Consider the following 15860-nt stretch of genomic DNA (forward strand, 5'->3'; position numbering starts at 1 on the left):
CATGCGGCGCGTGCTCATGGTCTCCTTCCAGTTCCCGCCGATGGCGGGGACCAGCGGCGTGCAGCGCGCGCTGCGCTTCGCGCAGCAGCTGCCCGCGTCGGGCTGGACGCCGAGCCTGCTGACCGCGCATCCCCGCGTGCATGCGCAGACCGGGACGGACCTCGTCGAGGAGATCCCGGAGGACCTGATCGTGCGCCGTGCCTTCGCGCTGGACGCCGCGCGGCACCTGTCGATCGCGGGCCGCTATCCCGGTTTCCTGGCGCGCCCGGATCGCTGGCACAGCTGGCTGCTCGGCGCCGTGCCGGCCGGTCTGAAGCTGATCCGCGAGACCCGCCCCGACGCGATCTGGAGCACCTATCCGATCCCGACCGCGCACCTGATCGGCTACTGGCTGTCGAAACTCAGCGGCCTGCCCTGGGTGGCGGACTTCCGCGATCCGATGGCGCATGACGGCTACCCTGCCGATCCGGTGCTGTGGCGGAGCTTCGCCGCGGTCGAGCGCAAGGTCTTCGCACGCGCGTCGCGATTCACCTTCACGACACCCGGCGCGGCGCGACTCTATGCGAAGCGATTCCCCGCCGCCGCCGACCGCATCCGCGTGATCGAGAACGGCTACAGCGAGGACGCGTTCCGACAAGCCGAACGCTCAGTTCAGATCGACAACGAGCGCAGCGGCGCAGAGGCGCGCCGCACCGGCCCGCGCCTGCTGCTGCACAGCGGCGTCGTCTATCCCGACTGGCGCAGCCCGGTGCGGCTGTTCGAGGCGCTCGCCGCCGCGAAAGCCGCGGGCCGCATCGATGCATCGCGACTGCGGCTGCGGCTGCGCGCGACCGCGCACGACGACTTCGTCCGCGAGCTCGCGCTGCGCCTGGGCGTGGCCGACCTGGTCGAACTCGCACCGCCGGTTCCCTACGCCGACGCGCTGGCCGAGATGCTGCGCGCCGACGGCCTGCTGCTGCTGCAGTCCAACGACTGCAACGACCAGATTCCCGCCAAGGCCTACGAGTACCTGCGCGCGCGCCGGCCGGTACTGACGCTGGCCGATCCGGCCGGCGACACCGCGCAGCTGATGCGCCGCGCCGGCCTGCCGCACAACGCGGCGCTGGAGGACGGTCCCGGCGTCGCCGCCGTGCTCGACCGTTTCCTCGACGACCTGTTCCACGACCGTGCCGCGCTGCCCGCGCCGCCGGCCATCGCCGCCGCCTCGCGCGAGTCCCGCACCGGCGAACTCGCCCGCGTGCTCGACGAGGCCTGCGCCCCCCAGATGCCTACCGCCGAGGCCCGCCCATGACCCCGACGACCCCGACGACCCCGACGCCCCAGAAGCCCTTGCCTACCGTGACCTCCTCGACTTCCCTGCGTTGGACCCTGATTCCGCTGCCCGACGCGGCCGCCTTCGCGCCGCATGCCGCCGCGTGGGACGCGCTGCAGGCGCGCGTCGCCGGCCTGCCCTTCCTGGAGAGCGCCTTTCTCGCGCCGCTGCTGGGCGTCTTCGGCACCGGCCGCGAGCGGCTCGCACTGCTCGGCGATCCGAAGGCCCCTCACGCCGCGGCGATCGTGACGCCCGCCGGCACCGCGCAATGGACGACCTTCCAACCGTCGCAGCTGCCGCTGGGCGCCTGGTTGAGCGCCGGCGGCGAAGCGCTCGAGCCGCTGGCCGACGGCCTGCTGCGCGCGTTGCCCCTGCCCGCGCTCGCGCTGGGCCTGACGCAGATCGACAGCCTGTTCCATCCGCGTGCCGCCGACAACACGCGCTGGCGCGGCCAGGACTACATCGACACGGCCTGGGTCGACCTGACCGGCGACTTCGAGACCTACTGGGAGACGCGCGGCAAGAACCTGCGCACCAACCTGAAGAAGCAGCAGAAGAAGCTGGACACCGCCGGCACCGTCACGCGGCTGGAATGCCTGACGCGGCCCGAGGACGTCGCGCCCGCGCTGACGGACTACGGCCGGCTGGAAGCGAGCGGCTGGAAGGGCTCCGAAGGCACGGCGATCGCGCCGGGCCATCCGCAGTACGAGTTCTATCGCGCGATGCTGGAAGCGTTCGCGCGCGCCGGCCGCGTCCGGCTGTACCAGTACTGGTTCGACGACGCCGTCGTCGCGATGGACCTGTGCATCGAGTCGGGCGGCAAGATCGTGATCCTCAAGACCGCCTACGACGAGGCGCACAAGGCCGTGTCGCCGTCGACGCTGATGCGGCAGCTGCAGTTCCAGCAGCTGTTCGACGCGGCCGCCGCGGGCGGGCCGATCCGCCGCATCGAGTTCTACGGCAAGGTCATGGAATGGCACACGCGCTGGACCGCCGAGGCGCGTCCGGTCTATCACGCCACGCTCTACCGCTGGCGCTGGGTGCCGGCGCTCAAGCGCCTGCTGCGCCGGGGCGAAGCGGAGCCGGCCGCGAAGACCGAAGAGGCTCCGGCCAAGACGGAAGAAGCCCCGGCATGAGCAAGAGCCCGTCCGTGCGAGGCGCGCTGGCCTGGTCCTTCGCCGAGCGCTATCTGAGCCTGCTGATCACCGTGCCGACCACGATGATCCTGGCCCGGCTGCTGACGCCGACGCAGGTGGGCGTCTATTCACTGTGCGCGGTGGTCACCAACCTGGCGTCCATCCTGCGGGACTTCGGCGTCAGCGAGTACCTCATCCAGGAGCGCGAGCTCGACCGCGAGAAGCTGCGCAGCGCCTTCACCATCACGCTGATGATGGCGTGGAGCATCGCGCTGGTGATCCTGGTCGGCCGCTTCCTGCTGGCCGACTGGTACCACGAGCCGCTGCTGGCGGACCTGCTGCTGGTGCTGAGCCTCAACTTCGTGATGCTGCCGCTGGCCTCGCCGTCCTTCGCGCTGCTCAACCGCGAGATGGCCTTCCACAAGGTCTTCGTCGTGCAGGTCAGCGCCAACGCGGCCAACTCCGCCACCAGCATCGCGCTGGCCTGGAGCGGCCATGGCGCGATGAGCCTGGCCTGGGGGCCGGTGGCCGGCATCGCCGTGCAGGTGCTCATCCTCGTCTGGCTGCGGCCGCGCGACGCGCTGCTGATGCCGCGCCTGCGCGGCGCGGGCCGGCAGCTGCGTTTCGGCGCGATGTTCACCGGCTCGCGGATGGTGGAATCGGGCTCGCGCAACGGCCACGAACTGATCATCGGCAAGGTCTTCGGCTTCACGTCGCTGGGCCTGTTCAGCCGCGCGACGGGGCTGATCGACCTGCTGGGACAGACGGTGAGCTCGGCCATCCTGCGCGTCGCGACGCCCGCGCTCGCGGCGGACCATCGCGCCGGGCACAGCCTGGTCGGACCGTACGCGAAAGGCACGGCGATCTTCACCGGCATCGCCTGGCCCTTCATGGGCGGCGTGGCGCTGATGTCGGGCGACATCATCGCGCTGCTCTTCGGTCCGCAGTGGCACGAGGCCGCGCCGCTGGCCACGCTGCTCGCACTGGCCGGCCTGCCCTACGCGCTGACGATGCTCGCGCCCAATGCGCTGGCGGCGACCGGACAGATCCGCCGCCGGTTGTCGGTGGCGCTCTGGTACGGACCGACCCACCTCGCCTGCGTCGGCATCGCCGCGTTCTGGAACCTGCACGCGGTGGCGGCGGTCTTCGTCATCGGCAACCTGGTGCAGGTCGCGATGTACACGCGCCATCTGACCGAGGTGCTGAAGGCCACGCCGCGCGAGCTGTTCGCGCCCAGCTGGGTCAGCGTGCAGCTGACGGTCGGCTGTTGCGCCGGCCTCGGGCTGGCGCAGCTCGTCAGCTACGAATTGAGCCTGCCGCTGATCCCGCGCATCGCCTTGTGCGTGGTCGCGGGCGCCGGCGCGTGGCTGGCCTGCGCCGCGCTGCTGCGGCATCCGGCGATGACCGAGGTCCGCCGCGCCCTGACCCATCTGCGGAGCCGCCATGCCTGAGCTGACCCCGTCCCTGGCCGTGCCCGCCACCCCCGCGCCGATCCGCCCCGGCGAGACGCTGCGTTGGGCGATGTTCCGCGCGCTGGAGCGTCTCAGCGACCTGCGCGGCAACAACACGCTGGGCGCGTTCTCGGTGACGCCGGCGGACGCGTCGGGGCCTGCGCTGTGGTTCTACGTGACCACGATCGGCGAGCTGAACGCGGTCGCGCCGATGATCGAATGGCTGATCGCGCAACGGCCCGACCTGCGGCCCGTGCTGATCACCGAGCACCCGCATTACCGCGACGCCTACCTCGCGCGGCTGCCGCAGGCGGTGGTCTGCACCAGCCGCGGCCACAGCGCCGACGCGCTGCGGCTCGCCCGCCTGCTGCCGCCGGCGATGCTGGCGGTGGCGGAGATCCCCTGCCTGCCGTCGGAGGCGCCCTGCCGCTTCTCCTACGCCTTCCTGCGAGAGGCGCGCCGGCACAACGCCGCCACGCTGATGCTCAACGGCTGGCTGTACCACTACGACCCGCCGGCCCGGCTCGACCAGATGGAGCGACGGCTGCTGGAACGGGACTTCCTGAACGCCTTCGACGTGCTGTGCGTGCAGGATGCCGAGACCGCGCGGCAGCTCGAGGCGCGTGGCGCGCCGCGCGAGCGGCTGCAGGTGACGGGCAACATGAAGTTCGACGCGATGCGCCGCGCCGACTGGGGCGTGGAGCAGGCGACGCGAAGCCCGCGCCTGCTCGGGCACCTGCTCGCGTCGGCCCGGCCCATCGTGGTCGGCGGCTGCGTCACCGAGCTGCCCGAGCAGCAGCAGGTGCTGACGGCGTTCGCGCAGTTGCGGCGCACGCATCCCGATGCGCTGCTGATCCTGGCGCCGCGGCATCCGGAGAACCTCGAGCGCATGGGCCAGTTGCTGGGCCAGCTCGGCGAGGCGGGACTGCGCGTCACACGGCGCTCGCAGATCGAGGACGCGCCGCTCGCGGCCGACGTGCAATGCCTGGTGCTGGACACCGTCGGCGAGCTGCGGGATTTCTACGCGGCGGCGACGGTCGCGCATGTGGGCGTGGACCACAACGTGCTGGAGCCGCTGGGGTTGAACAAGCCGCTGACCATCCGCAGTGGGTGGGACACGACCTATCCCTCGTATCCGGTCTACCGGCTGCTGCGCGATCGCGGCGTGCTGCATGAGTGCGACGACGCGGGCTCGATGTGCGACTACTGGTTGGCTGCGATCGAGCACGCGCCGCGCATCGCCGACGACCTGCGGCGCACCGAAGATGCGCTGGCGTCGATGCGAGGATCGGTAGCGCGGCACCAGGCCGCCTGCGCGCCTCGGATCGGGCGCTAACTGGTCAGGTCCCTCGACTGCCAACAGCGGCGCGCTTGGCCGCCAAGGCGCAAGGCCCCGGCGTCAAGCGCCGAAACCTCGCGCCTTGCCGTCCCTGACCCACCGAGGACGTCGGGCCTGGGGGTCAGTCCTTGTGCTTCAACGCCTCACGCGTCGCTTCCAGCAGCGTGCGGCCGTTCACCGCATCAGGCTCGAGGTGGTTGCCCTCGGCCCACTCATTCCACGCGTTGATGAACACGACCTGACGCTTCGGCGGCTGGTGCTTGCGCGTCCACGCGAGCGCGGCCTCCAGCCAGCGGCGATAGCGCTGCGGCGTGCTGTTCATCAGGATCGTCGCACCGCCGGACGAGCGCCGCGCGCTGTTGTCGAAGCCGGGGCTGACGCAGCGCAGGAACGGGTAGTCCGGCACCGGCTTGGCCAGCACGCCGTCGACCATGCGGTCGTAGTCGAAGAAGTTGTGCTCGCCGTAGGCCTTGGGCAGGAAGCCCAGCTTCATCGCCAGGCGCGACTTCCAGCCGGTGAAGTGCTTGCCGCCCAGCCGCCGCCAGTCCGGCGCGAACTCGATCGACAGGTCCAGACCGACCTTGCGCGGATCGGCGCCGGAGCCGGTGCCGCTCCATTCGAACTGGGCCAGCGTCAGTTCGCCGACGCCCTCCTCGCGCGCGATGCGGCGCCACGTCGCCAGCGTGCGCTGCGGATCGGGCAGGTGGTCGACCTTGTAGACGATGAACAGCGGCTTGCCGTCGATGCGGATGTAGCGCGGATCGCGGAAGTGCGGCAGCAGCGTGCGGATGTGCGCCTCGTCGTCCTCGTCCGAATAGCGCTGCTCGATCAGCATCTCCCGGTCCTTGCCGTTCCAGGCGCGGGTCCAGTTCTCGTTGGCCCAGGCCAGGCAGTACGGGAAGTCGGGCTCGCCGCTGGCGCGGATCTCCTCGATCGGGCGCTCCATCAGGCGCTCGCCGGTGAACCAGTAGTGGTAGTAGCAGAAGCCGCCGATGCCGTGCTCGCGGGCCAGCTCGGCCTGCGCGGCGCGGGCCTCGGGCAGGCGCAGGTCGTAGAAGCCGAGCTCGCCCGGCAGGCGCGGCTGGTAGTGGCCCTCGTACAGCGGCTTGGCCTTGGCGACGTTGCGCCACTCGGTGAAGCCCTTGCCCCACCATTCGTCGTTCTGGCGGAAGGGATGGAACTGCGGCAGCACGATGGCGATGGCCAGCGGGTTCTCGGGCGAGGAGGCCGGCGTCGACGACGCTTGCGCGTGATCGTCGGCATGTTCGGCGGCTTGTCCGCCGGCGTGTTCTTCCGCCTGTGCGCCGGCCGGCGGGGCGAGGGAGTCGGGCGTCGTGCGGTTCATCGGGAAGATCGGGAAGATCGGGGATCGGGGGCTTGCAGCGCCTCGCGCCATTGGGCGGCGATGGCGCGCGTGGAGTAGTCGCGCTCGATGGCCGGCATCGCGGCGCGCGCGCGGGCGGCCAGCGGGGCCGGATCGGCGATGTGATCGGCGAGGTGCTGCCAGTCGTCCAGCGCGCAGTGCGCGCGCCAGGGCTGGTAGTCGGGCAAGGGATCGGCCATCACCGGCACGCCTTGCGCGAGCGCCAGCAGCATGCGGTTGTTGCTCTTGGCCATCGTGAAGGCGGTCATGCGGGTGGGCAGCAGCACGAGGTCCTGCTCGCCGAGCAGCGACAGGAAATGCAGCCGGTCCCAGGGCCGGTAGCGATGCGGGAAGGCGGCGCGGCCGAGCAGTTCGCGATAGCGCTGCTCGGAGTTGCTGACCACCGTCAGCCGCAGCGGATGGCGTCGCGAGGCGGCCTCCAGCAGCGGGAGCAGCGGCTCGAGTTCGGCCATGCCGCCGGTCGCGTAGGCACTGCCGTGATTGCCGAACCACACCAGTTGCCGGGCGACCCGGCGCTGGGCGCGGTGCTCACGCAACTCGCGCCAGGCACGCCAGTGCCCGCCCCATCGACCGGGATGCATGCGGTGCGGCCACGATTCGAAGTCCCGCGCGGCGGCCGGCGTCTCGACCGGATCGCCGACGACCCGCACCGGCGCGGCTTCGCGCAGGTCGGGCGCAAGCTCCGCTTCGAGCAAGGGCTTCAGACCCGGCGAGGACACGGTGAACAACGCGAACAGCGGCAGCGCCTCGCGGTAGGCGATCAGCAGCTCCGCACGGGCTGCATCGCCGGACTCGTTCAGGAAGTAGTTGTCGAAGCTGTCCAGCACCAGCCGGACGCCTCGATCGCGGGCCTCGGCCAGTCGTCTGGCGCGGTCTCGCAGGGCGGCGGGCGACCCGGCGTCGAGCAGCCATTTCGCCTGGACCACGAGCACGCCCTCGCCGGGCAGCGGCTGTGCGTCCGAGGCCGGATCCAGCACGCGCGACACCAGCCCCGAGCGGCGCAGTTCGCGGCTCGGCATCAGGCAGCGCAGGCGCACGCCGGCGTAGGCCGGGTTCAGCGCGTGAGGCATCCAGTGAATCTGCAAACCGGCTCCAGCGCCCGCCTCCGACAGCGGGCAGGCCGCGATTGTGCGGCATGGTCGGAGACCTCCCCCCGAAGGGCGGCCCTCCAAGTGGGTGGGGTCGGGGACGGGCGTGCCGACTCAATTCCACGCCAGAATCCGCCGGGGGAGTTCCGCGCCGCGGGGCCTCGCCTTTCCTTGCCTCTTGGCCGCATCGCCGGTCCGACCACAACGATGACGACGAGCACCGCCCCTTTCCTTTCCACCGGTCGACCGGTGCTGCCGGGTCTCCCCGCCGATGCGCCCGACGCGCAACGCGACGCCGCGTGGCAGACGCTGCTGTCGGCGACCGATCCGGCCCCGGCGCTGGCGCAGATCGGCGGGCGGTTCTCGGTGGCCTGGCGGCAGCCCGGCGGACGCACGCTGCTGGCGACGGACCGCTTCGGCATCGAGCCGCTGTGCTACCGCATCGTCGGCCATGAACTGCAGTTCGCGACCCGCGCGGACGACCTGGCCGGCGACGACGTCGACCTCGATCCGCAGGCGCTGTTCGACTACCTCTACTTCCATGTGATCCCGTCGCCGCGGACCGTGTTCCGCAACATCTTCCGGCTGCCGCCGGGGCACGTGGCGGTCTTCGAGCGCGGCGAGCTGCGCGTGACGCCGTACTGGACGCCGACCTTCCGCGCCGATCCGGCACCGAGGTTCGAGGACCTGAAGGTCGAGTTCAAGGAGATCCTGGAGCGCTCCGTGCAGCGCGCGATGCACGCGCCGGACGCGGCCTGCTTCCTGAGCGGCGGCACGGACAGCTCGACGGTGGCGGGCATGATGAGCCGCGTCGCGGGACGGCCGGTGGACACCTACTCGATCGGCTTCGAGGCCGAGGGCTACGACGAGATGGCCTTCGCGCGCATCGCGGCCAAACACTTCGGCGCCCGGCATCACGAGTACTACGTGACGCCCAAGGATCTGGTGGACGGCATCGCGAAGGTCGCGACGCACTACGACCAGCCGTTCGGCAACAGCTCGGCGCTGCCGGCCTACTACTGCGCCCGCCGGGCCTACGACAACGGCGTGCGGCACCTGCTGGCCGGCGACGGCGGGGACGAGCTCTTCGGCGGCAACACGCGCTATGCGAAGCAGACGGTGTTCTCCTGGTACGGCAACGTGCCGGGGCCGCTGCGGGACTTCGTGCTGCAGCCGGTGTTCGGCTCGCCGATCGGCAAGCTGCCGCTGCTGAAGAAGGGCGCGAGCTACATCGACCAGGCGCGCGTGCCGATGCCGGACCGGCTGCAGAGCTACAACCTGCTCACGAGACTGGGCATGGCCGACGTGCTGGAGACGGACTTCCTGCGACGCGTGGATCCGCTGGGCCCGCAGAAGCAGCAGCGTCAGGTGTGGAACGGGTTGAAGACCGGCAAGCTGGTCGACCGCATGCTGGCCTTCGACTGGCGCTACACGCTGGCGGACACCGACCTGCCCAAGGTCGTGGGCACGACACGGTTGGCAGGGACCTCGGTCGGTTTCCCGATGCTGGACGACGAGCTGCTGGCTTTCTCCGAGCGCCTGCCGGCGGACTACAAGCTCAAGGGGCTGCAGCTGCGCTGGTTCTTCAAGGAGGCGCTGCGCGGCTTCCTGCCCGACGAGATCATCGTCAAGAAGAAGCAGGGCTTCGGCCTGCCCTTCGGCGTCTGGGCGACGCGAGACGCCAACCTGCGCGCGCTGGCGGAGGACTCGCTGGGCAGCCTGTCCACGCGCGGCATCGTCCGCCCGGAGTTCATCCGCAGCCTGCTCAAGGAACGGCTGCCGGAGCACCCCGGGTACTACGGCGAGATGGTGTGGATCCTGATGATGCTGGAGCAGTGGCTGCGGGGGCGGCGGCCGAATTACCGCGTGTGAGCGCGCTTCAGGAGAGCAGCACGGGCACGGTCAGACCGGGTCTTTCACCCGGCATCGCCGAGGACTCGTCGAACTCCACCTGGAAGTCGGTCGCGGGATTCATCGCGAGGATCCATGGTGCATAGCGCTGTTCCTCGAACGCGAAACCCAGGCCGCGCCAGATGATCTCCTTGTTGGCCAGCCCGTCCAGCGCGACATCGATCTCCGCCGTGGACGGAGGGCTGCCCGGCGGCACGCCCTGCATCACCTCGATCAACGCGGCCGTCCTCTGCTTGCACCACATCAGGTGGGGTGCGAATCGAGGCCCGGTTTCCGCCATCACGCGCACCAGGGCCAGTTCCAGCGCGGACAGCGTTCGCATCCTGGCGATGAGCTGTTCTCGCCCTTCCGTCGCCCGTTCATCGACGAGCAACTGGTAGACCTGATCCGCGGCGGACTGCGAGCGCGCGCCGGTATCGCGCAAGGCATCGCAGACATCCATCAGTTCCAGCGGTCGATGCAGCAGGGTATCGAAGCCCCGCACCATGAGGTCCGCATCCGGGCGGCAACGCGGCGCCAGTCGTGTCCGCACCCAGTCGACGAAGTCATCCCCGAGACGGGGCAAGGCACGGACGTGGGCGCTGTAAAACGCCTCCTGCTTGTTGGCTACGAGCTTGCGCAGCTTGTGCGCATGCGATCCGGTCGCCAGGACGCGGACGACAAGGCCGTCCCGATTCAACCGGACGGCGCTCCGCGTCAGCGACGCCAGCGCGCGACGCGCCGGGTCGCTCTGCTGGCAGAGCTGCACTTCGTCCAGCACGATCACCAACGGGCGCTTGCACGCCCGCGCCAGGGTCTGGAGCAATCCGAAAGTGCGCTTCGAGTACGTGGACTGCGCCTGTTCCACCGCCATCTCCAGCCCTCCGAGCCGGATGTTGGTCAGTCCCAACCCGCGGGCCACGCGCATGACGAACCCGTCGAACACCCGGACCTCGTCGCGCAACGCCAAGGGGATAGACACGGAAGGATCCACTTCCAGGTCGACCGCGAGGTCGATGTAGACGACATGGGCGTCATGCACTTCTTCCAGGACCGGGATGAGGTCCCATTGCACGAAGGTGCTCTTTCCAATCTGACGCGGCCCGCTGAGGAGCATGCCCTTTCGGCCGACGGCGGACATCAGGGTGTCGGCGAACGACAGTGCGAGCTCGCGTCGGTGGAACAGATCGGCAGGCGCCTTGGCGCCGACACGAGCGCAAGCATGGACTCGTCGGGGTTGAGCGGCAAGCAGTGGCGACACAACTTCCTCCCTACGCGGCCTCTGCCGCCGGCCCTTGCAGCAACACCTTCGCCGGCACTGGCGCAAGGACGACCGGATCGCGTTCGAGCAACCAGTCTGCAAATTGACTCTCTTCAAGCACGTAGGGACCGTCCCCTCGCCATATCAGCTTGGCGTCGCAGAGTCGGTCCAGCGCCATCCGGATGGTGGCGTCGGAGACTTCCGGGCGGCTCTCGCCCTCCAGTACCGCCAGCATCGCGTTCAGCCGCCGCTTCGCCGGCGGAAAGAACGGCGTGAATTTCTCCCCGTCTTCGGCCAGCAGTCGCAACACGGCTTGCTCGATGGGTTCCAACGATTGAAGCCGGACGAAAAGCTGACGCTTCTCGACGTCGACCCGGCCGCGCGCGAAGCGGATCAGCGCCTCATCATCGGTCTCCTCCGCGTAGCGACCTGCAGTCACGACACCACGGCAGACCTTGTGAAAGTCCGCCGGTCGGCGCAGGCAGATCTCGAAAACCTGGGCCATGGCTGGCAGGGAGGGTTGGAAGATCGGGCCGTGCAACGCACGCTCCCAGCGGAGATAGCCCTCTTCACCCAATGTCGGCATCGTTTCCATGTTCGCGCCGAGAAAGGCCTGGTGCTTGTCCAGCACGAGTCCGACGATCTTTTCATGGTGTGAGCCCGTGGCGAGCAAACGGAACTTCAGCTTGTCACAGCCGTTCAAGTGATCCCGCGCCGACTTGAGCATGTAGAGCACATCGCGGCCCAGACTCGTCGACTGCGTCTGCTGAACTTCATCGATGATGAGCACGACCGTCTGCTTGGCCAGATCGGACAGGCGCTCCAGCGACTCGCAGAGCGATGGATCACGCACGCCCTGCTCACCTTTGAATTCCCATTCGAAACCCGGCACCTTCAGACGCGAGAGGCTGAGGCGATCGAACATTCGTCGAGCCTGATCTTCATGTGACTTCACGGCCTGGTTGATCAACTCCACGATCACCGTTCCAGGATCCTCGCTCCGTCGCCTCCAGAGATCCGCATAGAGCACCAGTGCGCCATGCTCGCGTTCGAGCGCGGGAGTGAGGTCGCGCTGGATGAACGTGGACTTTCCCGTACGACGAGGCGCCGTAAGGAAAAGTCCGGATGCATGGTCGTGGGACATCAGCGCGGACGCCATCCGGCTGGCCAGTTCCGGACGACGAAAGATCGCCGGATCTGACAGGACGTCGAAACGTGAATCGGGACGAGAGACACCGCGAAAGCGGTCGAGAACACGATCAAGCAGTTGCAGCATGGATGACACCTCCAGACCACAAATTCTTAGCCCGTCCGAACACGTCGAATTTCAACGGGGGCGGCGAAACGGGGTCAGTCGTTGCGTCGCGCCCACGAACCGGCGGCAATCTTTTGGGGGTGTTTGTCGACCGACAACCGAAGTTCCATCCCTAGAACTTTTGCGTCCGGATAGCGGCGATCCCCAGCGGCACTTCACGGCGGCATGTGCAGGCGCAACTCGCTGCGCCGCTCAAGAGCGCCGAGCGGCTCAGACCACTGCTGCCGGACCGCCCATGCGCGCGTTGCGCATCATCCGCGCCGCAAACATCGCGGTGGAGTTCCCCCACGGCGTGTAGCGCGGCAACTGGAACAGGTCGGCGCCAGGCAGCGCCACACCCGGCGACGTGCTGACCGCCGCCTCGAAGCCGAGGTCCCGCAGCATCGCTGCGTGGCCCGCGTCATAGTCGCGCACCGGACGGCCGTTCGGATACGCGAAGCTGCGCACCGGACGGCCCAGCAGCGCGGCGAGGTGATCGCGTCCCGCCTGCACCTGAGCGCGCGCGCCTTCGAGCGGCAAGGTCGTCAACACCGTGTGATCCACCGTGTGGCCGCCGATCTCATGGCCCGCGTCGGCGAGTTGCTTCAGCTGCGAGTCCGTGAGCATCAGGTCGTCCGGCATCGAACCGACCGGCTGCGCCACCAGCATCCGACGCACCTGGGCATCGCGTTCTTCGGGTGCCAGGTACTTCAGCTGCACCTGCAGCGCCGTGACGGCCTTCAGCCGTTCCTCCGTCGTCGCCACCGGATGCACGCCCATGCCCACCGCCGACAGGTCCAGCACCGGTCCCGGCACCAGGCGCACGAACTCGACCACCGTGTCGCTGAACATGCGGCCGCCGTTCAGATAGCCGGTCGCGATGAACACCGTGGCGCGGGCGCCGTGCCGTTCCAGGATCGGATGCGCCACCGTCCAGTTGTCCGCGTAGCCGTCGTCGAAGGTGATGCACGCCGCGCGTTTCGGCAGACGGCCCTCGCGCAGCGCGAGCGCCGCGTCGGTCACCGTCATCAGCGTGAAGTGCTGCGCCAGGAAGGCCACCTGCGCCTCGAAACGCGCCGCATCGATCTCGCCCGGACGCATCGCGTCGGGCTCGGGCAGCACGCGGTGGTAGATCAGGATGCTCAGCGCGGGCTCGCCGCGCGGCCAGCCGAGCAGGCTCAGCGACGCCAGCATCAGGTGCCTCCCCAGTACGGCGAGTGCACGTCTCGCGGCACCTGCCCCGCCGCGACGGCGGCGTTCCTGCGCCCCGCGACCTCCCCGGCCACGACGCGGTTCACCACCACCACGATCAGCACGAGGTAGTACGGCAGGTCGAAGTACACCAGGCTCAGGAACGCCCCGCCGGTCGCATACCCGATCAGCCCCACCTGGCACATCGCCGACAGGTCCCGCGCCCACTGCAGCTCGGGCAGGTCCTTGGCGGCGCGGATGGTCGCGCTGGCCAGCCGCCAGGTCGTGGCGAAGATGCCCACGAAGATCGCCAGTCCCAGGAAGCCGTGCTCGCCCATCGCCTGGAAGTAGATGCTGTGCGCCGTCAGCGGCACCGACGGATCGGGCGCGTACTTCGCGAACACCGCCGGCCCCGCGACCGTGAACCCCCCGCCGAACGGGAACAGGTCGATCGCCAGCCGCCACGCCATCTGCCACGCGTTGATCCGCCCCATCGCCGACGAATCCTGGTCGTAGGTCTTGATGGTCTCCATCCGGTTGGTCCAGCTGTCGGGCATGAACACGAAGATCAGCGGCAGGGCCACCAGCACCACCAGCGCCAGCGGCAGCTTGTTGCGGCTCTTCATCCACATGAAGAAGGACATGGTCACGATCGCCAGGAAGGCGCCGCGCGACTGCGAGCCCACCGCCGACGCCATGCACAGCAGCATGGCCGCGGTCGCCAGGTGGCGCTGCCAGCGCTTGGTGGCCTGCAGCTGCAGGTAGCGGATCAGCGGCACCGTCATGATGGTCGCCAGCGCCAGCGAGTTGTTGTCCTCGATGAACGAGCCCTCCGGCCCCCACACCCGCGCCGAGCCGCCCGACAGCACCGTGAACACGCCGCCCTTGATGCCGTAGTAGCCGATCGAGATCACCAGCACCAGCACCAGCCAGTCCAGGTCGCGACGCCGCTTCACCACCAGCAGCGACACCAGCACCATCAGCAGCACCTTGAAGGCGCGCGACCAGAAGTTCATCTCCTTGTCCGGATAGAAGGAGAACAGCAGCGGCGACACGCCGATCCACAGGATCCAGATCGCCAGCAGGATGGTCACCGCGTTGACCGGGAACTTCACCAGCTTGTCCCGGTGCACGATCAGGCTCGCGAACAGCGCCAGCGCGATCACCATGGACCACGGCGCGTCGTGCGCGAAACCGTAGGCCAGGCGGTGCGGGTTCATCACCCCCATCCACACCCAGCCCAGCACGCCCCACATCGGGTCCTTGAAGGTCTTGTAGATCAGGGCCATGAACAGGCCCAGCATCAGCAGGTCACGCATGGCGCAGCTCCGGCGACCGCCGCGCGGTCAGGATGCGGTGGAACAGGTCGAGCTGGCCCTGCGTCGTCGCGTCCCAGCTGAAACGCTCGGCGTAGCGCCGCGTCGCCGCGCGGTCGCGGGGCGACGCGCGCAGGCGGCGCACCGCCTCGGCCACGCCGGACGCGGTGCGCCCGGGCATCAGCTCGCCGGCCTCGGGGCTGGCCACGACCTCGGGCGTGCCCCACACGTTGGACGCCGCCACCGGCGTGCCGCAGGCCATCGCCTCCAGCAGCACGTTGGCCCAGCCTTCGCGGCTCGACGCCAGCACCAGCGCGTCGACACCGGCATAGACCGCGCGCAGCCGCGCCTGCGGCAGCGCGCCCAGGAAACGCACCCGCGACGTCACGCCCAGCGACTCGGCCAGGCGGCGCAGCGCGCCCTCCTCCGGGCCGGTGCCGGCGATGAGCAGGTCGACGTCGGGCAGTTCGGCCAGCGCGCCTATGACCAGCTCATGGCCCTTGCGCTCGATCAGGTGGCCGACCGAGGCCAGCGTGAAACGACCCGCGGCCAGGCCGAGCGTCGCGCGTGCCTCGTCGCGGCCGGCCGGATGGAAGAGCGTCAGGTCCACGCCGTTGCGCAGCGCGGTCACCTTGGCGGAATCCGCGCCGAGCACGACCAGCTCGTCCTTGAGCGCCTCGCACACGGTGATCATCGCGTCAGCCTGGTCGGCCGCGCGCAGGATCAGCTTGCGCGGGAAGGCGTGCTGGGGAATCAGGTTGATGTCGGTGCCGCGCGCAGTGATCACCACCGGCTTGTTCAGCGCCTTCGCCACCATCACCGCGGCCACGCCGTCGGGATAGAAGTAGTGCGCGTCGATCAGGTCGAAGTCGTAGCCCGTCGCCTGCAGCCGTCGCGCCGCGCGCAGGAAGGTCCAGGCCAGCATGTAGGGCGCGCTGCTCATGCCGACCTTGGGCAGCCGCACGAAGCGCGGATGCGTGATGTCCAGGCCGTGGCGCGACTCGCGCGCCGGCGTCGCGGCGAACTTGCCGTACTCGCCGAAGCGCTCGCCCTTGAGCGGGAACCACGGCACCGGCGCGATGACGCGCGACTCGGCCTGTCCCGAGGCGATCAGGTGACGCAGCCGGGTCTCCACGAAGATGCCGTGGCTGGGCATCACCGCGCTCGGGTACAGCGTCGAGAAGGTCAGCAGCTTCAG

12 protein-coding genes are annotated in these 15860 nt (G+C 69.5%); 5 read left to right on the forward strand and 7 right to left on the reverse strand.

Features of this window, described 5'->3' with window-relative positions; translation table 11 throughout:
* Window position 1 precedes the first annotated feature (1 nt).
* From ABE85_RS12355 to ABE85_RS12370, 4 genes are read left to right on the forward strand one after another with little or no spacing between them, the layout of a single operon-like run.
* Window positions 2–1291: a glycosyltransferase gene (locus ABE85_RS12355; protein ID WP_067274656.1), complete on the forward strand. Its 1290-nt coding sequence runs from the start codon at window positions 2–4 to the stop codon at window positions 1289–1291.
* Complete coding sequence (locus ABE85_RS12360) at window positions 1288–2448, forward strand: GNAT family N-acetyltransferase (RefSeq protein WP_231993292.1); 1161 nt, start codon at window positions 1288–1290, stop codon at window positions 2446–2448. Before ABE85_RS12355 ends, ABE85_RS12360 begins: the two co-directional genes overlap by 4 nt.
* Window positions 2445–3899 carry a lipopolysaccharide biosynthesis protein gene (locus ABE85_RS12365; protein WP_067274660.1) on the forward strand — a complete coding sequence of 485 codons (1455 nt, stop codon included), beginning with the start codon at window positions 2445–2447 and terminating at the stop codon, window positions 3897–3899. Before ABE85_RS12360 ends, ABE85_RS12365 begins: the two co-directional genes overlap by 4 nt.
* Window positions 3892–5235, forward strand: a complete 1344-nt coding sequence (locus tag ABE85_RS12370) for a 3-deoxy-D-manno-octulosonic acid transferase (RefSeq protein WP_067274662.1) — start codon at window positions 3892–3894, stop codon at window positions 5233–5235. The genes ABE85_RS12365 and ABE85_RS12370 overlap by 8 nt, the downstream gene beginning before the upstream one ends.
* A gap of 124 nt (window positions 5236–5359) precedes the next feature.
* Here the strand turns inward: ABE85_RS12370 and ABE85_RS12375 are convergent, their stop codons facing one another.
* The gene (locus ABE85_RS12375) at window positions 5360–6583 is read right to left on the reverse strand and encodes a glycoside hydrolase family 99-like domain-containing protein (RefSeq protein WP_082938566.1); all 1224 of its coding nucleotides are present in this window, start codon (window positions 6581–6583) and stop codon (window positions 5360–5362) included.
* Window positions 6580–7692 carry a hypothetical protein gene (locus ABE85_RS12380; RefSeq protein ID WP_067274665.1) on the reverse strand — a complete coding sequence of 371 codons (1113 nt, stop codon included), beginning with the start codon at window positions 7690–7692 and terminating at the stop codon, window positions 6580–6582. Before ABE85_RS12380 ends, ABE85_RS12375 begins: the two co-directional genes overlap by 4 nt.
* 225 nt (window positions 7693–7917) lie before the next feature.
* Between ABE85_RS12380 and ABE85_RS12385 the strand changes: the two genes are divergently transcribed.
* Window positions 7918–9582 (forward strand): asparagine synthetase B, encoded by a 1665-nt coding sequence (locus tag ABE85_RS12385; protein ID WP_082938567.1) that lies wholly within the window; start codon window positions 7918–7920, stop codon window positions 9580–9582.
* A gap of 7 nt (window positions 9583–9589) precedes the next feature.
* On the opposite strand, the gene ABE85_RS12390 is transcribed toward ABE85_RS12385, so the two are convergent.
* The 5 genes from ABE85_RS12390 to ABE85_RS12410 form a co-directional block, all read right to left on the reverse strand.
* Entirely contained in the window at window positions 9590–10675 is a 1086-nt protein-coding gene (locus tag ABE85_RS12390; protein WP_157522284.1) for a hypothetical protein, read from the reverse strand.
* A 196-nt stretch (window positions 10676–10871) separates the two neighbouring features.
* Window positions 10872–12137 (reverse strand): hypothetical protein, encoded by a 1266-nt coding sequence (locus ABE85_RS12395; RefSeq protein WP_157522287.1) that lies wholly within the window; start codon window positions 12135–12137, stop codon window positions 10872–10874.
* 249 nt (window positions 12138–12386) lie between these two features.
* The gene (locus ABE85_RS12400; RefSeq protein ID WP_197507307.1) at window positions 12387–13349 is read right to left on the reverse strand and encodes a polysaccharide deacetylase family protein; all 963 of its coding nucleotides are present in this window, start codon (window positions 13347–13349) and stop codon (window positions 12387–12389) included.
* Window positions 13349–14665, reverse strand: a complete 1317-nt coding sequence (locus tag ABE85_RS12405) for a putative O-glycosylation ligase, exosortase A system-associated (protein WP_067274674.1) — start codon at window positions 14663–14665, stop codon at window positions 13349–13351. Before ABE85_RS12405 ends, ABE85_RS12400 begins: the two co-directional genes overlap by 1 nt.
* The gene (locus ABE85_RS12410; protein ID WP_067282592.1) at window positions 14658–15860 is read right to left on the reverse strand and encodes a glycosyltransferase family 4 protein; all 1203 of its coding nucleotides are present in this window, start codon (window positions 15858–15860) and stop codon (window positions 14658–14660) included. The genes ABE85_RS12405 and ABE85_RS12410 overlap by 8 nt, the downstream gene beginning before the upstream one ends.

Source organism: Mitsuaria sp. 7 (assembly GCF_001653795.1).
In the GTDB taxonomy this organism is placed as follows: domain Bacteria; phylum Pseudomonadota; class Gammaproteobacteria; order Burkholderiales; family Burkholderiaceae_C; genus Roseateles.